Origin of the sequence: Microbispora sp. CA-135349, from assembly GCF_050947365.1 — a bacterium.
Classification (GTDB): Bacteria; Actinomycetota; Actinomycetes; order Streptosporangiales; family Streptosporangiaceae; genus Microbispora.
Map to the genome: position 1 here is coordinate 8,514,058 of NZ_CP192001.1, position 20,267 is coordinate 8,534,324.

Genomic DNA, 20,267 nt, shown 5'->3' on the forward strand with positions numbered 1-20,267 from the left:
GGGCGGGGGCCTCTGACGGCCCGCCGTGGTCGTTTGTGCCGGTCAGGTCCGGGTACGCGCGGACGAGGGGAACGGCCCCGAGTCGTTCAGGGCCCGTCCAGGGGAGGAACACGGACATGGACCAGTCCCGCGCACCCGTGCTGGAGGCGCTCACCGCGTACCGCCGGCGAGGAGACATCAGCTTCACGCCTCCGGGTCACAAGCAGGGGCGGGGGGTGGATCCACGGGTCCTGGAGGTCCTGGGCGAGGACCTCTTCAGAGACGACGTGATGGTCATGAACGGCCTGGACGACCGGCTGCAGAGCAACGGCGTGCTCGAAGAGGCGCAGCAGCTCATGGCGGAGGCGGTCAACGCCGAGCGGGCGTTCTTCTCCACCTGCGGCAGCTCCCTGTCGGTCAAGAGCGCCATGCTCTCCGTAGCCGGGCCCGGGGAGAAACTGCTGGTCGCCCGGAACGCCCACAAGTCGGTCATCTCGGCGCTGATTCTGAGCGGCGTCGAGCCCGTCTGGGTGCACGGGGACTGGGACGGGGATCTGCACATGTCGTATCCGCCCACGCCGGAGGCCGTGGAGGACGCGTTCAAGGCGGCCCCCGACGCCAAGGGCGTCATCGTCGCCAGCCCGGTGGACTACGGCACCTGCGGCAACCTGGAGGGCATCAACGAGGTGTGCCGCAGGTATGACCGGACGTTCATCGTGGACGAGGCCTGGGGCGCCCACCTGCCGTTCCACGAGGACCTGCCCACGTGGGGGATGAACGCCGGGGCGGACCTGTGCGTGACGAGCGTCCACAAGATGGGCAACGGGCTGGAGCAGAGCTCGGTGTTCCACCTGCAGGGCAACCGGGTGGACCCGGCCGTGCTCAAGGCCCGCGAGGACCTGCTCGGCACGACCAGCCCCTCGACCCTGATCTACGCGGCGCTCGACGGCTGGCGCAGGCAGATGGTGGAGCACGGCAAGGACCTGCTCGACCGCGCGCTCGAACTCGCGGAGTCGGTCCGCAGGGAGATCGACAAAATGCACGGCCTGTGGGTGCTGAGCAAGGAGAACACCCGCGCGTTCGACATGGACCCGCTGAAGATCGTGGTCGACGTGTCGGGACTCGGTGTCGACGGCTACCACGCCTCCGACTGGCTGCGCGAGCGCTGCCACGTCAACCTCTCGCTGAGCGACCACCGCCGCGTCAGCGCCGAGATCACCGTCGCCGACAGCGAGGAGACGGTCGGCGTGCTGCTCGACGCGCTGCGCGCTCTGTCCTCGGCCCGCGACCTACCGTCCGCCGCCCGGATCGACGTACCCGAGCCGGGCGAGCTGGAGCTGGACGTCGCCATGCTGCCCAGGGACGCGTTCTTCGGGCGGGTCGAGATCGTGCCGACCGGCCAGGCGGTGGGCCGGATCGCGGCCGAGATGGTCACGCCGTACCCGCCGGGCGCGCCCGCCCTGTGCCCGGGGGAGCGCATCACCCAGCCGGTGTTGAGCTACCTGACCACCGGGCTCGAAGGCGGCATGGACATCCCGGACGCCGGCGACCCCAGCCTGAAGACGCTGCGCGTCGTCGCTGAGTGACGGAACGCGGATTCGGGTCCGTTCAGGTCCACTGGGCGGCGACCGTCTGTGCCATGAGCGCTCCGGCGACGTCACTCAGCCGGCTGTGCCGGGCGTACGCCGCCCGCTGACGCGCCGCCCCCGAGCCGCTGTGCCGTAGCCGGTCGAGCTGGAGGGTGAGCGGCGCCCAGTCGCCGCTGTTCTCCAGCACCGGCCGCACGTGATCGAGCAGGCGGTCCACCAGGCGCCAGCCGGGCACCCGAACCCCCGTGAACAGGTCGAACGCCTCGCCGTCCACACCGTCGCGGGCGGCCCGCCAGTAGGCCGCCCGCAGCAGGGTGTCCTCGACCTCGGGGGCGGGCACGCCGGCCCGCACATCGCGCAACGCCGTCTCCGCCAGCCCTCGCACCAGCCCGGCCAGCATCACGGCCTCTCCCGCGGTCGGGCACACGTCGGCCGCGCGGATCTCCAGCGTCGGGACGTGATCGGACAGGCGGACGAGCCAGTAGATCATCCCCCGGTCCATGATCGTGCCGCCGGTCAGCATGCCGTCGACGAGGCTCTCGTAGTGCCGCAGAGATCGGAAGAACGGCGGCGGCTCCGCGCTCGGCCACCTGCCCATCATCAGCGCCCGCCAGCTCGCGTAGCGGGTGTCCCGGCCGTCCGCGATCGGCGAGTTGGCCGCCAGCGCCTGCAGGACCGGGAGCCAGGGCCGCAGGTGGTTGCTGACCCGCACCGCCTCCTCTCGGTCCGCGATGCCGACGTGGATGTGGCAGCCGCAGACGCCCTGCCCGTCCATGACCGCGCCGAACTCGCGATGCATGGCCTGGTAGCGGGGGCACGGGGACAGGGGCGGCACCCCGGCGTTGCCGTCCAGCGGCGCACCGCATGCCAGCAGGCCGAGTCCCGCGCTCGCGGCGGCGCCGTCGGCGGCGCGGCGCATCTCCAGCAGGTCGCCGTGCAGGTCACGCAGCGTGCTGTGTACGGCGCTGTTGCTTTCCAGTTGGAACTGTGTCAGTTCGAACACCAGCCGGTCCGCCCCCGGCCCGGCCGCCCGCGCGCGGATCTCCCGCGCCGCGGGGACGACCCGTCCGGTTCGCGGGTCGACGAGCAGGAACTCCTCCTCGACTCCGAGCGTGAGTGTCGCCGGACTCGCGGTTGCCTGCGCGACGAGGGAGGGTGTGTGCACGGTGTCGAACTGGACCTCCCTTGTCACGTCTGGCATGAGCGATCTTCTTCGGCAGGAGGGTCCAGCAGGTTAGTCCCCCACTTCCCCCCGACCACGCCGCGAAAAACCACATATGGCGTTTCTTGACCGTCCGTCCGTGTCGGAGGAGTCTCCGCAGGCCGTACGGCCCCGCCCCCGCGGCATGGCTGCTCTAGACTGACGCCTGACCCCCGCCCCCCACTCCCACCGCCCCCACCGCCCGACCGTCCCCGCAGCGTCCGCCGAGGTGTGCTCGTGACCGCCGCCGTCGTACTTACTCCCGTCTCCACGCCCCTCGCCGGCCCCGTGGCCGGCCCCCTCGCCGACCACGTGCTGGTCGTCGCGCTCGCCGGCGCCCTCGACTACACGAACGCCGAGCTGCTGCGTACGGACGTCGAGGGGGTTCTCGGTGAGGGGCACAGCGAGCTCGTCCTCGACCTGAGCGGCCTCGACTTCTGCGACTCCACGGGCATCCGGATCCTGCTGGCCGTACGCAAGCTGCTGCAGGAGCGCGACGGCGCGGTGACTCTGGCGGGCATGAACGCCCGGTTGGCGAGAATCTTCAGGATCACCGGGCTGGTCAACGCCTTCACCGTCGCGCCGGGCCTGGCGGAGGCCGTGGACGCGGTCGCGGCACGGTCGACACCCAGGTGAAGGCAGGCGACGGGTAACAAGACGGTAGCCTCGAAGAAATCGGGCGGAAGATTCAGCCAGGAGAGGCAGCGGCGAGGAGGACAGTGGTGGATCACCGCCGGCAGTGGCCGATAACGGATGATCTCGCGACGCTGCGCGAGAACATCCAGCGGTACGCCGTGCAGGCGGGCCTCGCCGGCCCCCGGCTGGACGACCTCGTCATCGCCGCCAACGAGGCGGCCATCAACGTGCTCGAACACGGTGGAGGAGTCGGCACTTTGGCCATCTCCTGCGACGGCGGCGTGCTCGCCGTCGACGTCGCCGACCACGTCGGCGTCCTCCGGGCCGGCGCCGTCCCGAACGAGCGGCCCAGCGGCCGCGGCGACCGCGGATTCGGCCTGTGGCTCATGGGCGAGTTGTGCGACTCGGTGACCATCGACCGGATCCCCGGTCAGTCGACGATCCGGCTGTCCATGCGGGTCGACGACGGCGTCGCGGACAACGGCGACGGGGGCGCCGCCTCTCTCGGGCACAGCGCCAGCCCGGTCTGAACGCGTGCGGGGCACGGGCGGAATCCGCACGTGCCCCGCGATCCTGTCGCGGACCCAGGCGGGGCCCGGCCAACCGTGGCCGCCCCACCTCGGTTCTCCTCGGTTCTCCTCGGTTCACCCCGGTCGACCCCCGGGTTGGCCCTGGGTATCGTCCCGATCCCGTAAACCGGGCCGTCACGGGTCTCCGGCCGCCATAACCTGGGTCCGCGACCACCTCCTCATGGCTGCTGGACGGCTACCTGAGGAATGCCCATGACGCGGCGGCAACCGCGATCAGGGCGCAGAGGCGAATGGTCCGGGGTGTGCTGTCAACCACGTCCCGGACCGCTCTGGCCACCTCGCCGATCCACGAGCCGAATTCCGGGTCGTGAATCCGCCCTTCGTGACGGCGTCCCCCGCTCCCGCGGGGCCTGATAGCAGTCATCGGGGCCCCCTCCCCATATGCGCTGTCCGAGATCGACGTCTCGGACGTGTCGATCGGCCCGATCAGGAATCCGTTCCTGGCCGGGCCGAAGCGCGCATGGGCGGAATCCCCGCCGCCGTCGCGCCGCCGACCCGGTAGGAGGGATTCCGGACCTTTCCCTGATGTTCACAGGTGACCCACCGTGCACGCAACGAATACGAGCGGCATTCGAGGTTCCGCACGAAGAGTGACGATCAGATCACGGGTTGCGATAGTTTTTTATCCCGGTTTGTCCCGTGATGCGTAGTTGACTGTCTGATTTGTCCGCGGCGCTTTCCGGAATTTTGGGCCAGCGCGCGACACGCCGTCATTTGTCTCAGAGGACGGCATCAGGCGGCATATCCGGCCGCCCACGCCGCGTCCACATGGCGTCGGAGACCGCGGACAGATGGGGGATGCCGGTGACGATGTTACCGAACGTGACGCCGTGGTCACGCATCAACCGCGGGTGGCGGATTCAGGCGCCGAGATCACGTGCCACGTTCTCGAGGCACCGGGTGAGCGCCTCCACCCGTTCCTCCGTCACCGGCTCGTCTCCCTGGGCCTCGGGAAGGTCCGCGCGGCGTACCACCACGAGCTTGCGGTGCCTCTCGTCGATCCGGTCGAGCGGCAGCACGAGGCACTCGCCCCGGACGAAGACCAGTGCGACGTCCGGGTCGGCCGACTCAAGCAGCCGCCGTACGCAGTCGGGGTCCAGCAGCGCCATCGCGCCTCCCTGGTGTCGGCATGGTGTCGGCATGGTGTCGGGATCGGCGTCTGGGCGACCTCTACGGCCGCAAGCCCACGCCCGTCGTGACCTCCTTGACCCGCTCCCTGCCCGAGTCGGGCGCGAGCGGCGGGGTCTCCATGCCCGCGCCGCGCCGCATGCCCTCGATCGCCGCGCGCAGGGCGTCCACCGCGCTGTGCCGGGGCTGCCAGCCCAGTTCCTCACGGGCACGGGAGACATCCATGATCGGAATCTGCAGGACCATCTCCACCATGCCGGGCGAGGCCGGGATCAGCCGCAGGTGCCAGCCCGCCGACACCGCCGTACGCACGATCGCGGCCGGGACCGGCACCTTCCGCGCGCCCAGCAGGTCCGCCAGCACGGAGGGGTCGATCACCGGGTCGGCGGCGATGTTGAACGCCCCCCGCACGTCGCGGGTGAGCGCCAGCCGGAACGCCTCGCCGGCGTCCCGGGAGTGGAGGGCCTGGAACCGCAGGCGCGGCATGTCCGGCACGAACGGGATCAGCTCCGGCCGCACCAGCCGCTGCGGCAGGAACGGCCCGGCGAACAGCCGTCGCTGCTCGGTGGCGGCCTCCTCCTTGAAGATGAACCCGGGGCGCATCCGCACCACGCGGATGTCCGGGTGGTCGCGCTCGAAGACGTCGAGCACGCGCTCGACGTAGGCCTTCTCCCGGCCGTACGCCGCGTTCGGCCAGCCGTTCGTCGGCCAGGACTCGTCGACGGGCGGGTCCTTGGGCCCCGGCGAGTACGCCCCCACGGACGACGAGTGGACGAGGACCGAGACCCCGGCCCGGGCGGCGGCGTCGAAGACGCGCATGCTCCCGAGCACGTTGGAGTTCCAGGTGGTGACCGGGTCGTGCGTGGGCTGGAACAGCCAGGCCAGGTGCACGACCGCGTCGGCGCCGCTGAAGATCGGATCGAGGTCGTCCCGGAAGACGTCGGCCGTGCGCCATTCGGTCTTCGCCGGGCACCAGCCCGGCATCCGCCTGGCCACCCCGACGATCGAGGTCACGCTCGCCTCGGACTCGAGCGCGGTGAGCACGCTCGTACCGACGTTCCCGCTCGCACCAACCACGACAACTCGCATGAAATACTCCGTTTCCTGGCGATAGCTGCCACAAACCAGGCACAAGTTCGCTATACGCCCATCCCCGGCAGGTGCCCGATCATGCGGCCCCGCGACCGGCCGGCGGGGTGGGCCGGATGCGGGAGCTCCAGATTTCTCCTGGAACAATGCGGGGGAATCAGTGGTGGCGCGGGAATACCGCTACCTAGGAGGATTAAGTTCTCAATCTGGTCAGAGAGGCGGAGCAGCAGAGATGGCTCAGATCGTCGGTGGCGGACGCCCCGTCAATGACGCCGAGCGAAGGGTCATCGCCCACCTGCGGGACAACGCCCCTGACGACTGGCTGCTGCTGCACAACATCGAGGTTCCCCGCGGCGCCGACCTGTTCGAGGTGGACGTGGTGGTGCTCACCGGCCACTCCCTCGTGGTGATCGACGTGAAGGGAGCCCGGGGCCGGTTCGAGGTGTCCGGCAACCGGTGGTTCCCCCAGCACCGGGAGGCGTTCGGCTCGCCGGTGGCCAAGCTGCGCGGCACCGCACGGGCGCTCAAGGGCCTGCTGATCGAGGAACACCGCGAGCTGGAGCGGTTGTACGTCGACAACGTGGTGGTGCTGACCGCCTCCGGAGCCGTCCTCGTCGACCCCAGCGGGCGCGACGCCCGGCACGTCACCACGATCGCCGGGCTCATCCCCATGCTCAGCGACGTCTCCCGGGTGAGGCACGGATGCAGCCGGGACGCGGGGCCGTACCGCACGGCGATCATCGAGGCGCTGAACGGCACCGTGCGCCGCTCGACCGCGCCGCCGCGCTTCGGCAACTGGGAGGTGGAAGAGCAACTCGGCGGCGACAGCCGGGTCACCGAATACCGCGCCGTCAACGCGACCGCCCCGACCAGCGGGACCGTGCTGCTGCGGGTCTACCGCGCCGACCCGATGGCCGAGCAGCGGCGGCGGGTGGCCGAGCAGCGCCGGATCGCCAACGCCTACCAGTCGCTGGCCAAGATCCCGCCGCACCCCTGCGTCGTACGATCGAGGGACTTCTTCGCGATCGACGACGAGAGCCGGTTCGTGCTCGTGCTCGACGACGTCCACGGGCAGGCCCTGCACCTGCACCTGACCGGGCGGAAGCTGGGCATCGACGCCAAGCTCGGCGTCATGGAGGACATGCTGGACGGCCTGGCCCACGTCCACGCCAACAACGTCATCCATCGGTCGCTGACCCCCGCCTGCGTGCTCGTCACCGACGGCGGCAACGCGATGCTGACCGGCTTCGACTACGCCAAGCCCGGCCCGCGCAAGCACACCGTGGCCAACGAGCTGCCCAACATCCTCGATGTCCACTACGTCGCCCCCGAATGCCGGGCCCGCCCCGACCGGATGACCCCGGCCGCCGACGTGTACTCGGCCGGGGTCATCGCCTTCCAGCTCCTCACCGGCGAACTGCCCGCGCCCGGCGTCGACGCCGAGCCGGACGCCGGCGGCGTCGCCCCCGAGGTCATGGACCTCGTAAGGCGGATGCGCGACCCCACACCGGCCAAGCGCCCGGACGCGGTCACGGCCCTCGCGGAGCTGCGTATGGCCCGCGATACCCAGCCCGGGCGGCGCGCGCCGTTCGGCGGCAGGATCAGGAGCGCCCTGCGCCGTCTGTCCCGCCGCTGACTCGTGGCGCGGGTGGGGACCTTCGTCACTTCACCGGCGGGCGGGGAGCGGCTAACGTCCGGGTCATGATTCGGGTGTTCCTGGTGGACGACCACGAGGTCGTACGGCGTGGTGTGGCGGCGTTGCTGGAGGCGGAGGACGACATCGAGGTCGTCGGCGAGGCCGGGACGGCCGAGTCGGCTGTGGCGCGCATCCCCGCGCTGAAGCCGGATGTGGCGGTGCTCGACGTGCGCCTGCCCGACGGCGACGGGGTGGACGTCTGCCGCGAGGTCCGCTCGAAGCTGCCGGGCCTGGCCTGCCTGATGCTGACCTCCTACGCCGACGACGAGGCGCTGTTCAACGCGGTCATGGCCGGGGCCGCGGGATACGTGCTCAAGCAGATCCACGGCTCTGACCTGGTCGGCGCGGTGCGGACGGTGGCGGCCGGGCAGTCGCTGCTGGACCCGCAGACCACGGCCGCCATGCTGCACCGGCTGCGCGACCAGGCCGCGAAGAAGGACCCGCTGGCGGCGCTGTCGGACCAGGAGCGGCAGATCCTGGAGCTGATCGGCGAGGGCCTGACCAACCGGCAGATCGGCGAGCGGATGTTCCTCGCCGAGAAGACGGTCAAGAACTACGTGTCCAACCTGCTGAGCAAGCTCGACATGCAGCGCCGCACCCAGGCCGCCGCGCTCGCCGCCCGGCTCAAGGCCGGACAGGAGAACTGAGCCGGGCCGATCGACGTCGACAACGGGACCTTCGTCCCTAACCCGCGTGGGGGTCGATCCCTCAGGCTGGCAGACATGAAGCTCGACTCGGCCGGCCTGGAGATTCTCAGCGGAGGGGAATGTCTGGACCTGCTGGCCTCCGCCCCCATCGGCAGGATCGTCTTCACCGATCGTGCCCTCCCCGCCGTCCAGCCGGTGAACTTCTGCCTGCTCGACGGGAACATCGTCATCCGCACCGCCCCCGGTTCCAAGCTGGCCGCGGCCGCGAGGAACGCCATCGTCGCGTTCGAGGCCGACGACTTCGACGCGACGTTCCGTACGGGGTGGTCGGTGACCGCGGTCGGCCCCGCCCGCGCGGTCTCGGAACCGGAGGAGATCGCCCGCCTGTCGGCGCTGCCGCTCACGCCGTGGGTGCCCGGCAGCCGCGACCAGTTCATCGTGATGGCCCCCGAGCAGATCTCCGGCCGCCGGCTCAAGCGATAGATGATGGGAACGTGCGTGCCCGTCCCGTCTCCCCGTCCCTGCTCGTGGAGGAACTCGCCGACCTGATCGCCGACCGGCCGCGCGACGCGTGGGTGCGCGTCGCCCTGGACGGCGCTCCCGCCGCCGAACCGGGGAGGCTGGCCGGCGAGCTGGTCGAGCCGCTGCGCCTGCGCGGCCGTGAGGCCCTGCGGGTGCCCGCGGCCGGGTTCCTGCGCCCGGCCTCGCTGCGGCTGGAGTTCGGCCGGACCGACCCCGACGTGTTCTACGACGAGTGGCTGGACATGGGCGGCCTCGTCCGCGAGGTGCTCGGCCCCCTGGAGCCGGGCCGTACGGGCAGGCGTACGGGCAGAGTGCTGCCCTCGCTGTGGGACAGCGCACGCGACCGGGCCACCCGCGCGGACTACGTGACGCTGAAGCCGGGCGGCGTGGTGCTGCTCGACGGCGCGCTGCTGCTCGGGCGTGGCCTGCCGTTCGACGTGACCGTCCACCTGTCCGTGTCGGCCGCCGCGCTGGCCCGCCGTACGCCGCCCGAGGAGCGGTGGACGCTGCCCGCCTACGAGCGGTACGAGCGCGAGATCGGCCCGGCACGGGCCGCCGACGTGGTCGTCCGCGTCGAGGACCCGCGCCACCCCGCAGTGATCAGTCTGTAGCGCCCGCCTCTAGAGCCCGTACGCCTCCAGCAGGCGCAGCCACACCTCGCTGACGGTGGGGTACGCCGGGACGGCGTGCCACAGGTCGTCCAGGGTCACCCCGGAGGTGACCGCGATCGTCGCCGCGTGCAGCAGCTCGGCCGCCCCGGGGGCCGCGAAGGTCACGCCGAGCAGCACCCGGCGGCGCTCGTCGACCACCGCCTTGGCCCTGCCCCGGTAGCCGTCGCCGAGGAGATAGCCGCCGGCCACCTGCTCCATGTCGTACTCCACGACCCGCACGTCGAAGCCCTCTGCGCGGGCCTGCGCCTCGGTGCGGCCCACCGCGCACACCTGCGGATCGGTGAAGACCACCTGCGGCGCCCCGGCGCGGTCCGCGCGGTCGCGCATCCCCGGCCGGTCGTCCGCCTCGCCCCGGGCACGGGCGGCGACCACGTCCGCGGCGACCCGCGCCTGGTATTTGCCCATGTGGGTGAGGAGCGCGAGGCCGTTGACGTCCCCGATCGCGTAGAGCCAGCCGTCCGCCACGCCGGTGGCCCGCATGCTCTCGTCCACCTCGATCGGACCGGACTCCGGCAGCCCGACCGAGGCCAGGCCGATGTCGCCGGTGGCGGACCGGCGGCCGGTCGCGACCAGGATCTCGTCGGCCGTGACCGTTCCTCCGCTCGCGAGCCGCACCGTGACCTCGCCGCCCGGCTCCGGCCGTTCGACCTTCTCCACGCTCTCGTGCGTGCGGATGTCGATCCCCTGGTCCTTCAGCGACCGCGCGACCATCTCGCCGGCGAAGGGCTCCAGCCTCGTCAGCAGCCCGCCGCCCCGGACGAGCATCGTGACCTCGCGGGCGCCGAGCCCGCGCATGGCCTGGGCCATCTCGCACGCGACCACGCCGCCGCCGATCACCACGAGCCGGTTCGGTACGGCACGCACGCCGGTGGCCTCACGGTTCGTCCACGGCTCGGCCGCGGCGAGACCGGCCACGGGCGGAATCACCGGGCGGCTTCCGGTGGCCACCATGACGGCGTGGTTCGCGACGAGTGTGCGCGTGCCGCCGTCGGCCGTCGTGACCTCGACCCGCCGGGGACCGGCGAGCCGTCCGGCGCCGCGAACGAGCGTCACGCCCGCCGAGTCGAGCCATCGGACCTGCCCCGCGTCGTCGTAGTGCGAGACCACGGCGTCACGCCGGGCCAGCACCGCGGCGGCGTCGATCGGCCCGCCCCCGACTGTGCCGGCCAGCCGCAGCCCCGTGACCCGGCCCACTTCTCCCGCGAGGTCGACCGGCCGCAGGAGCGCCTTGCTCGGCATGCAGGCCCAGTAGGAGCACTCCCCTCCCGCCAGCTCGCTTTCCACGATGACGGTGCTCAGGCCGGCCGCCGCCACCCGTCCCGCGGCGACCTCGCCCGTCGAACCCGCACCAATGACGATCACATCGAAGACTTCCACGGGCTCCAGCCTGTCACGGGTGCGGCCGTGAGGTGGAGACGAGCCCTCCCTCGTAGGCCGCGATGACCAGCTGGGCCCGGTCCCGCGCGTCGAGCTTGGCGAGCAGGTGCCCGATGTGGGTCTTCACGGTGGCCGTGCTGACGTGCAGGCTCGCGGCGATCTCCAGGTTGGACAGCCCACGTGCGACGAGCATGAGCACCTCCCGCTCCCGGGCGGTCAGGCCGTCGAGCGAGGGGCCGGATCGAGACCGGCCCATGGCGGTCCCGCCGAACTGTGTGAACTGGGCAATCAGCCGTCGCGTCACGCTCGGCGCCAGCAGCCCGTCGCCCGCGGCGATGACGCGGATCGCCGCCAGCAGCTCGGCCGGCGGGGTGTTCTTCAGCAGGAACCCGCTCGCCCCGGCCCGCAGCCCCGCGTAGACGTACTCGTCGAGGTCGAACGTCGTGAGGATCAGCACTCTGGTGCCGGAGGGTTCACCGCAGATGCGCCGGGTCGCCTCGATGCCGTCCATGCCGGGCATCCGCACGTCCATCAGCACGACGTGGGGACGCTCGGAGCGGGCCAGCTCGACCGCCCGCGCCCCGGTGCCCGCCTCGCCGACCGCGACCAGCCCCGGCGTGCTGTCGACCAGCAGGCGCAGGCTGCCGCGCAGCAGTTCCTGGTCGTCGGCGAGCAGCACCCGGATCGGCTCGGGCTCGTTCACGTCCCCTCCCCTTTCAGCGGCAGGCGCGCGAGCACGCGGAACCCGCCGCCGGGCAGCGGGCCCGCCGTGAAGACCCCGCCGTACGCCCTGACGCGCTCGCGCATCCCGATCAGGCCGTGGCCGGGTGCACCGGCGGGCAGGGTCCGCCGGCCCGGCCCGTCGTCGGTCACCTCGATCCGCAGCTGTCCGCCCTCGTCGTGCACGGAGACCCGGCAGGCCGCCGGGGCCGCGTGCCTGACCACGTTCGTGACGGCCTCCTGGACGATCCGGTGGACCGCGAGCTCCAGCGCCTCGGGCAGGCCGCCCGTCACCCGCACGTCCAGGTCCACCCGTACGCCCGCGGCCGCCGCGCGCTCGGCGAGATCCGGAAGGGCCGCGAGGCCCGGTGCCGGGGACAACGCGTCCGGAGCGGCGCCGGGAGCCTCACGCAGGACGCCGAGCATGTGCCGCATCTCGGTCAGCGCCTGCCTGCTCGTGGTCTCGATGACCCGCAGCGCCTCCAGCGCCTCCTCCGGCCGCCGGTCCGCCACGTGCGCGGCGACCCCGGCCTTGACCCCGATGAGGCTGAGCGTGTGGGAGACCACGTCGTGCATCTCCCTGGCGATGCGCAGCCGCTCCTCGGTGACGGCCCGCTCGGCGGCCTGCTCGGCTTGGCGCGCGGCGTACGCCCGGCGCTCCCGCACTGCCCGGCCGATCGTCCAGGCCCCGCCCAGCGCGAGCGAGCCGAGCACGACCGTCTCCATGATCCGCCTGACCTCCGCGACGGCCGTCACGCCGCCGAACGCCGCGAGCAGCAGCGCCCCGGCGGTCAGCGCGCCGATCGCCGCCGTCGGCTCCCACCGGCGCCGGCGCGTGGTCAGCGCGACCGGGTAGAGCGCGTACGCCGCGGCCGCCAGCGGTTCCCGCACGACGCCGAGCGCCACGGCCGCCACGGAGGCGGCCGAGACGACACAGAAGACCGGCAGCGGCCACCGCCGCCTTACCGCGAGCGGCAGCGTCATCGCGGCGATCGCGGCCCAGCCCGCCGGGTGATGCGCGTCCGGGGAGTTGAGGACCAGCACGAACGCGTAGCCCAGACCGGCCAGCGCGTCGAGCGCGACCAGCTCGCGAGGGCGCAGCGGCCGGGGGAACAACGGCCGCACGTCCGGATCGTCCACGCGCCCACGCTAGCCGTACGCGATCCCGTTCGCCTCATGCCATGGTCTGTCATGCCACGGTCTGTCATGCCACGGTCCGAGGTGCGGCCGGAAGATCGCACGTCGCTCCGACGCGGGGGACGGGCCGCCCGCGAGACCGTCGAGACATGATCGAAGTCAGAGAGCTGACCAAGCGCTTCGGGCGCACGGTCGCCGTGGACGGGCTGACGTTCCACGTGAAACCAGGCCGGGTGACCGGGTTTCTCGGGCCGAACGGCGCGGGCAAGTCCACGACCATGCGGGTGATCCTCGGCCTGGACCGCCCGGTGAGCGGCGAGGCGCTGGTGGGAGGCCGCCGCTACGACCGCATCCGCCACCCGATGCGGGAGGTCGGCGCGCTCCTGGACGCCCAGGCCGTCCAGGGCGGCCGTACGCCCCTCGGGCACCTGGGCTGGATGGCCCGCGCCAACCGCATCGGCCGGGCCCGGGTCGTGTCCGTCATCGAGCAGGTGGGCCTGGCCGGAGTGGCCCGCAAGCGGATCGGGGGATTCTCGCTCGGTATGCGCCAGCGCCTCGGGATCGCCGCCGCGCTCCTCGGCGATCCCGGGGTGCTGCTGCTCGACGAGCCGGTCAACGGCCTCGATCCGGACGGCGTGCGCTGGATCAGGGAACTGCTCCGCGGCCTCGCCGCCGAAGGGCGCACCGTGCTCCTGTCGAGCCACCTGATGAGCGAGATGGAGCTCACCGCGGACCATCTGGTCATCATCGGCCGCGGACGGCTCATCGCGGACACCCCGATGCGGGAGCTGACCGCCGTGCGGGAGGTGTTCGTCCGCAGCAGCCGCGCCGGGGAGCTCGCCACCGCGCTGTCGGCCGCGGGCGGGACGGTCACGGCCGAGGACGGCGCCGGCCTGTCGGTGCGCGGCCTCGACCCGACGGAGATCGGCGACCTCGCCGCCCGGCACGCGATCCCCCTTTACGAGGTCACCCCGCGCGGCGCCTCCTTGGAGGAGATTTACATGCGGCTCACGGCTGAGTCCACGGCCGAGGGGGTGGACCGGTGATCGACGCTCTCGCCGCCGAATGGCTCAAGCTCCGCACCCTCCGATCCACCTCCGTCGTCCTCGGCGTCGTCGGCGTCGTCGTCGGTCTCATGGTCCTGCTGGCCTGGTACGCCGCCCACCTGTGGGACACCCTGCCGCTCGAGCAGCGCGGCCACCTCGCCGTGGCGTCGCTGCCCGAGCTCGCCAACTGGCTCGCCTCGCTGTGCCTGGCCGTGCTGGGCGTCCTCGCCTTCTCGGGCGAACACGGCACCGGAATGATCCGCACCACGTTCACCGTGCTGCCGTCCCGCGGGCGGGTGCTCGCCGCCAAGGCGGGCGTCGTCGCCGTCGTCGCCTTCTGCACGGGGCTCGCGGCCGTGCTCGTGACGTCCGCCGTGGGCCGGCTGATCATCGGCGACCGTCCGATCCGGGGGCAGTCGGCCGAGGCGCTGAGCCGCCAGGTGCCGCTCTTCCTGGCGATGAGCCTGTCCATGGTGATGTTCGCGCTGCTCGGCCTGTGCCTGGCCGCGATCACCCGGTCGGCCGTCGCCGCCATCGCCGCACTCGTGGCGGTCTGGTACGTGCTCCCGATCATCGTCGGCAACATCCCGGCGCCCTGGAACGAGCGCATCGGCTCGATCCTGCCGGGCGCCCTGGCGGGCCAGCTGGCCGGCACCGGCAACCCCCAATCGCTCGGCGGCGCGCTCCTGTCGCCGCTCGCCGCGCTCGCGGTGATGGCCGCCTACGTGGCGGTGCCGTACGCGGTGGCCGCCGTCCTGCTGGCCCGCAGGGACGCCTGACGACTCAGGGCGCGGACGGCGGGCGGTCGTCCGTGCCCGGCGCGAGGGACACCGTGGCCGTGAGCGAAAGGGTCAGGGGCAGGGTGAGAGCCTGCGAGCAGCCGGGATCGGCCGCCGCGGGCGCCGGGTCCACCGCGAGCTGCGGGACATCCCCGGCCGACGTGGCGCCGGGCACCGGCTCGGTGGAAACGGGCGCTGTGGGAGCGGGCGCTGTGGCAGCGGGCGTTGTGGGAGTGGGCGCGGTGGGAACGGGCGCGGTGGGAACGGGCCGCGTGACGAGATCCCCCTGCGGCCCACCCGCCGGCTCCTTCACCTTGTCGTCCACCGCGACGTTCACATCGCTGGAGTGGTCCACGTCGTGCTGTTCCGTCTTCGGGGAGACCGTCGTCGTGCTGTTCCCCTCTCCGCCGTCGACGTTGATCTCGGTCGCCCGGGGCGTGTCCTGTGCCGTGGTCAGCAGGTCCTGGTTGCCGTACTGCTGCACGGAGGTGCTGTCGTTCTGCCAGTTGTACGGCAGCGCCGCCGCGTCCGTCGTCTCCTTCTGGTACGGGACGAGGACCAGCGTGAGGTCACGCATCAGGAACTGGTGCTGACGCTGCTGCTCCCGCAGCCGCTGATTGTGCCGGTGCCCGCCCTTGTTCCGGTTGCGCTGTCCCCGGGCGTGCGGGTGGCCGAACCGGACGAGGTCGTGCTGTGCGGACATCGTGGCGGACGTCGTCACGGCCCCCGCCGGAGCCGCGACGAGAGGAGCGCCCGCGATCACGGCGCCCCCGGCGAGAACGGCGCCGATCGCGAGTGCGACGCTCGTGCTTTTTGCCATTTCGTTTTCCCCCTGAATCAACGACAGATCAACCGCAGAACGACAACCGCCGTGCTTTCCGACCTCGGGGGTTTCCGCGTCGATCATCGGACAAACGGGCCAAGAGCCGGTTTTTCCCTTCCCCTACGCTTTGTTGGGAGCGCCGCAGGTTTAAATGTCCGTCTTCTGCGGGAAATGTCCCGACACTGCCCAAGTGAGGGTGGAACGCCTGGGGGTACGGCTCAGACATGACCTCTGCGCGGGACGAACTGGCGGGGCTCGACCCCTTCGACATCTTCGACACCGAGGCGGCGCGGCTCGACCGCTTCTTCTCCTCCCTGGACGACGACGGCTGGAACCGCCCCTCCCGGTGCGACGGCTGGACGGTGCGCGACGTGCTCGCGCATCTGGCCGGCGAGGAGATGTACAACCACGCGTGCCTCGACGACGACATCGACGGGTTCTACGAGATGCTCGAACACGAGGGCGTGCGCGGCGGCTTCGACGGCTTCAACGAATGGTGCGTGCGCAAGCGGCACGGCCTGCCCGCGGAGCAGGTGCTCGACGAGTGGCGGACCAAGAACAGGGAGACCCGCGCACGGATGCGCGCCCTCGGCCTCGACGGCACGCTGCACACGTCGGCCGGCCCTTACCCGGCCGTTCTCCAGACCTTCCACTACGACTCGGAGTACGCCACGCACGCCGACGACGTCGGGGCTCCGGTGACGGCCGACGAGGCCGGCGACCGCCTCGACTGGCGCGTCCGGGTCGGCGCGTTCGTGCTGGAGGAGCAGGGGTCGAAGGCGCGGATCGCACGCGCCTGCGACCGACTGGAGGTGCAGGTGGACGACGGCGTGACCGCCGACCTCTCCCCCGGGGAGTTCGTCGAGGCGACGGTCGGCCGCCTGCCCGCCGGGCATCCCCTCGACGCCCGCGTCCGGGGCGCCCTGCGCTGCCTCGCCTGAGCTTTGGCAACCTGAGCTTTGGCGACACAGCCCCGGCACGAAGACACGCCGGGCGCCCCCTCGGGGCACCCGGCGTGCGGGACATAACGGATCGGAGCGTGCTCGCGGCACCGGTGGTAATAAGACGATCGTCTCCGGCCCCGGTGGGACCGGAGCCCACGGCCCGGTGCGCCCGGGCGCGGGCCGTACGGGCACGAGCGTGCGCACGGTCACGGCGCTCGTGGCGGCCGGTACGGCGCGGCCCCGGGTCCCGGCCCCGCCTCCCACGCGGCAGCGGTACGGCGGGCTGACCGGACGTCTGCGGCCGGGCGGCCGGGTGGGCCCCCCGGGCCGGCGGCCGACGGCAGCGCGGCGGCGCGCCGGATATGGAATGCGTGCCGGATATGAAATACGTGGCAATAAACGCCTCATGCGAATTCCCCGAATGAAAATGCGGCCGGAACAGGCCGGTTTTGCCCGGGGGGATCCAGACGTGCGGCGGCCCGTCAACGATGCACCGGGATCGGACCCAAATCAATCAGGCGCGCCGGAGAGAACGCATTCCGCCCGATTAGACGGAGATCAGGGCAGCATCAGGGCAGCCAGGAGACGCGGCCGCGCAGCAGGCCGTACCCGACGAAGGCCACCACGTCGATCAGCGTGTGCGCGACGATCAGCGGCATGGTCCGGCCCCAGCGCTGGTAGAGCCGGCCGAAGACCACGCCCATCGCGATGTTGCCGACGAAGCCGCCGAAGCCCTGGTAGAGGTGGTAGGAGCCGCGCAGGACGGCCGACACTCCGACCGCACGCCATGGCGACCAGCCGCGCTGCCCCAGCCGGTGCAGCAGGTAGCCGGCGACCAGCACCTCCTCCAGCACACCGTTCTGGGCGGCCTCTGCGACCAGGACCGGGATCCGCCACCAGTGGTCCGGCAGGCTGTCGGGCACGACGTTCAGGTTGAACCCGGAGCGGAAGGCGAACAGGTAGAACACCAGGCCGGTGCCGCCGATAACCGCCGCCAGCACGGCGCCGCGCAGCGTGTCGCGGCCCGGCTCACGCCAGTCGGCCCCGACCGTGCGCATCGACTCGCCCGACCTGGCCAGCAGGTAGGCGACGAGCCCCACCGGCGCCACGTTCACCGCGATCCCCGCGAGGTGCAGCGAGAGATCCAGCCACGGGCGGCCGGGAGCCAGCGAGCCGACGAGCACCGCGTGCTGGTCGCCCAGGTCCTTCGGCGCGGTCAGTGCGCCGATGAGGCGGATGAGCGACAGCAGGGCGCTGGCGCCGAGCGAGACCGCGAAGACCGCGACGATCTCCGGGCCGATCAGCCGTGGCGTAAGACCGCGCAGGGCGGTGGCGTCGGCGGTGGCGTCGTCCATGCAGGCAGGGTAGCCGCCCCCGCGCGGTCATCCGTCCTCTCAGTACGGCAGCGCACGGGACGTGAACGACGGTGCGACGAAGGCCGCCTTGAACTTCGGGAAGGCGACCGTGTTGGGGTTGCCGTCCGAGGTGTAGCGGTCGGTGGGGTTGGCCTTGAGCCAGTCGAGCCACGCCATCGAGCAGAACTTCTTGCAGTCGCCGACCTTCTCCTTCGACCTGATCCGCGGGATGCCGAGGGGGTCGAAGTCCTTGGTGAACGGCGACGGCGACGGGGTGTAGCCCGCGAGGAACACGCCCCTGTAGTCGTAGCGGGTGCCGCCCGACGCTCCCTGCAGTGCCCACTTCTTCTCGTGCGGCTGGTTGCCGTACGGCAGGGCGAGCGTGACCGGCGACGTCTTGACCAGCGAGGTGATCAGCGCCTGCCCGGCCGCGATCTGCTTCTCCACCTCGTCCTTCGGCTTGCCGAGCAGGTTGAGGTGGTCGCGCGTGTGGTTGCCGATGTCGAAGTTGTGGTCCTTGAGCCACTGCAGGACCTGCATCTGCTCTTCCTGGCGGGCCTTGCCGAACAGGTCCTTGATCACGTACATGGTCGCCACCGGCCGGAAGCCAGGGTGCTTCTTCGCGACGTCCATGAGGATGCCGACCGCGCAGTCCGGCGCCGGATTGCCCATGCCGTCGAGAGTGAGCTGGGAAGGCGAGGAGTCGTCGAAGGTCAGCACCACCGGGTGCTTGCCCGCCGGGATGTCGATCTTCCCGGTGACGTACTCGGCCGCGGTGATCGGCACGTAGTCGTCCGCCGCCAGCCGCTCCAGCTCGTCGCGGAAGTCCTTCGGACTGCGGTCGTCGCCCGGTGGCGGATTGGTGACGATCCGGTGATACATGATCACCGGGATCTGCCCCAGTTCGTTGGCCTTCACCTGGGCGGCGGCGGCCGTCTCGGACTTGCGCAGTGCCGCCCCGGCGGCCGCGTTGTTCTGCTTGTGGCCGGCCGGGCTCGCCTGCGTGGCGTGCTTGCCCCCGCCGGCCGCGCAGGCGGAGAGCGCGACCGCCCCCAACGACGCAGCGGCGATTCCGGCAACCCTGAAGCGCCCCATGGATCCCCCTCATCGGGCCGCGCTTGACGATGAGGGGCTCCTACCCGCGCGACAGGTTCACGTCACACTCGGTAGGACAAACATCACCCTAAGTGAGTCACATGTGGGGCTCGGCGCAGAAGGCGAGGCCGTCGCCGCCGACCTCGACCTGGCCCTCGGACGCGGCGGCGAACACCGAGTCGCCGGGACGGAGCTTGACCTCCGAACCGGAGGCCGTGCGCACGTTCACGACACCTTCGGTGCACAGCACGATCCTCGGCAGGCTCCCCGGGAGCGCCTCACCCGCGCCGGGCGCGATCCTGCGGAGCAGGAACTCCGGCACCGGCGGCACGTACGCGCCGCCGACCGGCTCCACCGGCAGGGGCTGCGCGGCGGCGTCGGCGACCCGCAGCAGCTCCTCCACGTCGACGTGCTTGCCGGTCAGGCCCGCCCGCAGCACGTTGTCGGAACAGGCCATGATCTCCACCGCGAAGCCCTCGAGATAGCAGTGCATCACCCCTGCCCCGAGGAACAGCGCCTCACCGGGGGCCAGCGTGTGACGGCGCATCAGCAGCGGCGCCAGCACGGCCGGATCCTCCGGATAACGGCGGGCCAGCCGCACCACCAGCGCGTAGTCGGGGGTGTGGCAGGCGGAGGCCGCCCACACCACCGACTCGACCAGCTTTCCCCGAGAGCCCGGCCATTCCAGCAGCACCCGCAGCGCGCCGAGTACGTCGCCGCCGCGCAGCGCCGCGACCACCGGCTGCAGCGCGCTCACGTGCAGCCGCTCGACCAGCATCGCCGCCTGCTCGGGCGGCCGGAACCCGGCCAGCCCGGTGAACGGCGTGAGCGCGCAGACCAGCTCCGGCTTGTGCCAGGGGTCGGTGTAGTTCGCGTCGCCCCGCGCGTGGCCGTCGGCGGCCTGCTCGGCGTCCGGGTGGACCTGCAGCGACAGCGGCGCGTCCACCGCGATCAGCTTCATCAGGTACGGCAGCCGCCGCCCGAACCGCCCGGCGACCGCCTCGCCGAGGGTCCCCACCGGGTCGGCGGCGACCACGTCGGCGAGCGTGGTCTCGGCCCCGTCCCTGGTCAGCCGCGAGGGCGCGGCCGGGTGGGCGCCCAGCCACATCTCGGCCTCCGGCCCCGAGGCGGGCCGCCCGGTCAGCTCGGCGATGGCCGTACGGGAGCCCCAGGGGTAGTCCTTTATGGGGTTGATGAGCAGGTCCACGTGCGTCCTTCGGGCATCAAAAGGGGGAGATCCGAG

20 protein-coding genes are annotated in these 20,267 nt (G+C 71.9%); 10 read left to right on the forward strand and 10 right to left on the reverse strand.

The annotated features are described in order from the left end of the window. Positions 1-116: 116 nt before the first annotated feature. A complete protein-coding gene (locus ACQPZZ_RS39205) occupies positions 117-1,565 on the forward strand; it encodes an aminotransferase class I/II-fold pyridoxal phosphate-dependent enzyme (RefSeq protein ID WP_432927521.1) in 1,449 nt (482 codons plus the stop codon). A gap of 22 nt (positions 1,566-1,587) precedes the next feature. On the opposite strand, the gene ACQPZZ_RS39210 is transcribed toward ACQPZZ_RS39205, so the two are convergent. Then, a complete protein-coding gene (locus ACQPZZ_RS39210; RefSeq protein WP_432927523.1) occupies positions 1,588-2,769 on the reverse strand; it encodes a carboxylate-amine ligase in 1,182 nt (393 codons plus the stop codon). A 237-nt stretch (positions 2,770-3,006) separates the two neighbouring features. Here ACQPZZ_RS39210 and ACQPZZ_RS39215 point away from each other — a divergent pair, with 237 nt between their 5' ends. Continuing rightward, positions 3,007-3,405 carry an STAS domain-containing protein gene (locus ACQPZZ_RS39215; protein ID WP_432927525.1) on the forward strand — a complete coding sequence of 133 codons (399 nt, stop codon included), beginning with the start codon at positions 3,007-3,009 and terminating at the stop codon, positions 3,403-3,405. Positions 3,406-3,491: 86 nt separating this feature from the next. Further along, positions 3,492-3,935, forward strand: coding sequence for an ATP-binding protein (locus ACQPZZ_RS39220; protein WP_363648095.1), 444 nt, complete (start codon positions 3,492-3,494; stop codon positions 3,933-3,935). Between the two features lie 920 nt (positions 3,936-4,855). Here the strand turns inward: ACQPZZ_RS39220 and ACQPZZ_RS39225 are convergent. Both ACQPZZ_RS39225 and ACQPZZ_RS39230 read right to left on the reverse strand, forming a co-directional pair. Then, entirely contained in the window at positions 4,856-5,104 is a 249-nt protein-coding gene (locus ACQPZZ_RS39225; protein ID WP_363648093.1) for a hypothetical protein, read from the reverse strand. Positions 5,105-5,165: 61 nt separating this feature from the next. After that, positions 5,166-6,212, reverse strand: a complete 1,047-nt coding sequence (locus tag ACQPZZ_RS39230) for an NAD-dependent epimerase/dehydratase family protein (RefSeq protein WP_432927528.1) — start codon at positions 6,210-6,212, stop codon at positions 5,166-5,168. A gap of 232 nt (positions 6,213-6,444) precedes the next feature. On the opposite strand from ACQPZZ_RS39230, the gene mads6 reads away from it, so the two are divergent. The 4 genes from mads6 (at position 6,445) to ACQPZZ_RS39250 (ending at position 9,688) form a co-directional block, all read left to right on the forward strand. Then, complete coding sequence (mads6, locus tag ACQPZZ_RS39235) at positions 6,445-7,848, forward strand: methylation-associated defense system protein kinase MAD6 (RefSeq protein WP_363648089.1); 1,404 nt, start codon at positions 6,445-6,447, stop codon at positions 7,846-7,848. Positions 7,849-7,913: 65 nt separating this feature from the next. Next, on the forward strand, positions 7,914-8,555 hold the full coding sequence (locus ACQPZZ_RS39240; RefSeq protein WP_432927530.1) for a response regulator transcription factor: 642 nt from the start codon (positions 7,914-7,916) through the stop codon (positions 8,553-8,555). A gap of 75 nt (positions 8,556-8,630) precedes the next feature. After that, a complete protein-coding gene (locus ACQPZZ_RS39245) occupies positions 8,631-9,038 on the forward strand; it encodes a pyridoxamine 5'-phosphate oxidase family protein (RefSeq protein WP_432927532.1) in 408 nt (135 codons plus the stop codon). An 11-nt stretch (positions 9,039-9,049) separates the two neighbouring features. Further along, positions 9,050-9,688, forward strand: a complete 639-nt coding sequence (locus tag ACQPZZ_RS39250; RefSeq protein WP_432927534.1) for a uridine kinase — start codon at positions 9,050-9,052, stop codon at positions 9,686-9,688. Positions 9,689-9,697: 9 nt separating this feature from the next. Here ACQPZZ_RS39250 and ACQPZZ_RS39255 read toward each other — a convergent pair whose 3' ends face one another. Genes ACQPZZ_RS39255 through ACQPZZ_RS39265 form a run of 3 tightly spaced genes read right to left on the reverse strand, consistent with a single transcriptional unit; the run spans position 9,698 to position 12,985 of the window. Further along, positions 9,698-11,125: a dihydrolipoyl dehydrogenase family protein gene (locus tag ACQPZZ_RS39255; RefSeq protein WP_432927536.1), complete on the reverse strand. Its 1,428-nt coding sequence runs from the start codon at positions 11,123-11,125 to the stop codon at positions 9,698-9,700. A 13-nt stretch (positions 11,126-11,138) separates the two neighbouring features. Then, entirely contained in the window at positions 11,139-11,828 is a 690-nt protein-coding gene (locus ACQPZZ_RS39260; protein ID WP_432927538.1) for a response regulator, read from the reverse strand. Then, positions 11,825-12,985 carry a sensor histidine kinase gene (locus ACQPZZ_RS39265; protein ID WP_432927540.1) on the reverse strand — a complete coding sequence of 387 codons (1,161 nt, stop codon included), beginning with the start codon at positions 12,983-12,985 and terminating at the stop codon, positions 11,825-11,827. The genes ACQPZZ_RS39260 and ACQPZZ_RS39265 overlap by 4 nt, the downstream gene beginning before the upstream one ends. A 146-nt stretch (positions 12,986-13,131) precedes the next feature. Between ACQPZZ_RS39265 and ACQPZZ_RS39270 the strand changes: the two genes are divergently transcribed. Both ACQPZZ_RS39270 and ACQPZZ_RS39275 read left to right on the forward strand, forming a co-directional pair. Continuing rightward, positions 13,132-14,028, forward strand: coding sequence for an ABC transporter ATP-binding protein (locus ACQPZZ_RS39270; RefSeq protein WP_432927542.1), 897 nt, complete (start codon positions 13,132-13,134; stop codon positions 14,026-14,028). Beyond that, positions 14,025-14,807: an ABC transporter permease gene (locus tag ACQPZZ_RS39275; RefSeq protein ID WP_432927544.1), complete on the forward strand. Its 783-nt coding sequence runs from the start codon at positions 14,025-14,027 to the stop codon at positions 14,805-14,807. The genes ACQPZZ_RS39270 and ACQPZZ_RS39275 overlap by 4 nt, the downstream gene beginning before the upstream one ends. 4 nt (positions 14,808-14,811) lie before the next feature. On the opposite strand, the gene ACQPZZ_RS39280 is transcribed toward ACQPZZ_RS39275, so the two are convergent. After that, positions 14,812-15,627, reverse strand: coding sequence for a hypothetical protein (locus ACQPZZ_RS39280; RefSeq protein ID WP_432927546.1), 816 nt, complete (start codon positions 15,625-15,627; stop codon positions 14,812-14,814). A gap of 227 nt (positions 15,628-15,854) precedes the next feature. Here ACQPZZ_RS39280 and ACQPZZ_RS39285 point away from each other — a divergent pair, with 227 nt between their 5' ends. After that, the gene (locus ACQPZZ_RS39285; RefSeq protein ID WP_363647752.1) at positions 15,855-16,571 is read left to right on the forward strand and encodes a maleylpyruvate isomerase family mycothiol-dependent enzyme; all 717 of its coding nucleotides are present in this window, start codon (positions 15,855-15,857) and stop codon (positions 16,569-16,571) included. A gap of 572 nt (positions 16,572-17,143) precedes the next feature. On the opposite strand, the gene ACQPZZ_RS39290 is transcribed toward ACQPZZ_RS39285, so the two are convergent. The 3 genes from ACQPZZ_RS39290 to manA form a co-directional block, all read right to left on the reverse strand. Continuing rightward, positions 17,144-17,929, reverse strand: coding sequence for a CPBP family intramembrane glutamic endopeptidase (locus tag ACQPZZ_RS39290; protein WP_432927549.1), 786 nt, complete (start codon positions 17,927-17,929; stop codon positions 17,144-17,146). Positions 17,930-17,968: 39 nt separating this feature from the next. Continuing rightward, a complete protein-coding gene (locus ACQPZZ_RS39295) occupies positions 17,969-19,024 on the reverse strand; it encodes a polysaccharide deacetylase family protein (RefSeq protein WP_432927551.1) in 1,056 nt (351 codons plus the stop codon). A gap of 97 nt (positions 19,025-19,121) precedes the next feature. Next, positions 19,122-20,231 (reverse strand): mannose-6-phosphate isomerase, class I, encoded by a 1,110-nt coding sequence (manA, locus tag ACQPZZ_RS39300; RefSeq protein WP_432927553.1) that lies wholly within the window; start codon positions 20,229-20,231, stop codon positions 19,122-19,124. Between the last annotated feature and the right edge of the window lie 36 nt (positions 20,232-20,267).

What these genes read in the sequence shown, in the direction of transcription:
- ACQPZZ_RS39230 (WP_432927528.1), bottom strand. Translation starts at nt 6,212, where the DNA reads ATGCGAGTTGTCGTGGTTGGTGCGAGCGGGAACGTCGGTACGAGCGTG.
- ACQPZZ_RS39210 (WP_432927523.1), bottom strand. Translation starts at nt 2,769, where the DNA reads ATGCCAGACGTGACAAGGGAGGTCCAGTTCGACACCGTGCACACACCC.
- ACQPZZ_RS39295 (WP_432927551.1), bottom strand. Translation starts at nt 19,024, where the DNA reads ATGGGGCGCTTCAGGGTTGCCGGAATCGCCGCTGCGTCGTTGGGGGCG.
- ACQPZZ_RS39280 (WP_432927546.1), bottom strand. Translation starts at nt 15,627, where the DNA reads ATGGCAAAAAGCACGAGCGTCGCACTCGCGATCGGCGCCGTTCTCGCC.
- ACQPZZ_RS39225 (WP_363648093.1), bottom strand. Translation starts at nt 5,104, where the DNA reads ATGGCGCTGCTGGACCCCGACTGCGTACGGCGGCTGCTTGAGTCGGCC.
- ACQPZZ_RS39290 (WP_432927549.1), bottom strand. Translation starts at nt 17,929, where the DNA reads ATGGACGACGCCACCGCCGACGCCACCGCCCTGCGCGGTCTTACGCCA.
- ACQPZZ_RS39270 (WP_432927542.1), top strand. Translation starts at nt 13,132, where the DNA reads ATGATCGAAGTCAGAGAGCTGACCAAGCGCTTCGGGCGCACGGTCGCC.
- ACQPZZ_RS39205 (WP_432927521.1), top strand. Translation starts at nt 117, where the DNA reads ATGGACCAGTCCCGCGCACCCGTGCTGGAGGCGCTCACCGCGTACCGC.
- ACQPZZ_RS39245 (WP_432927532.1), top strand. Translation starts at nt 8,631, where the DNA reads ATGAAGCTCGACTCGGCCGGCCTGGAGATTCTCAGCGGAGGGGAATGT.
- ACQPZZ_RS39285 (WP_363647752.1), top strand. Translation starts at nt 15,855, where the DNA reads ATGACCTCTGCGCGGGACGAACTGGCGGGGCTCGACCCCTTCGACATC.
- mads6 (WP_363648089.1), top strand. Translation starts at nt 6,445, where the DNA reads ATGGCTCAGATCGTCGGTGGCGGACGCCCCGTCAATGACGCCGAGCGA.
- ACQPZZ_RS39240 (WP_432927530.1), top strand. Translation starts at nt 7,914, where the DNA reads ATGATTCGGGTGTTCCTGGTGGACGACCACGAGGTCGTACGGCGTGGT.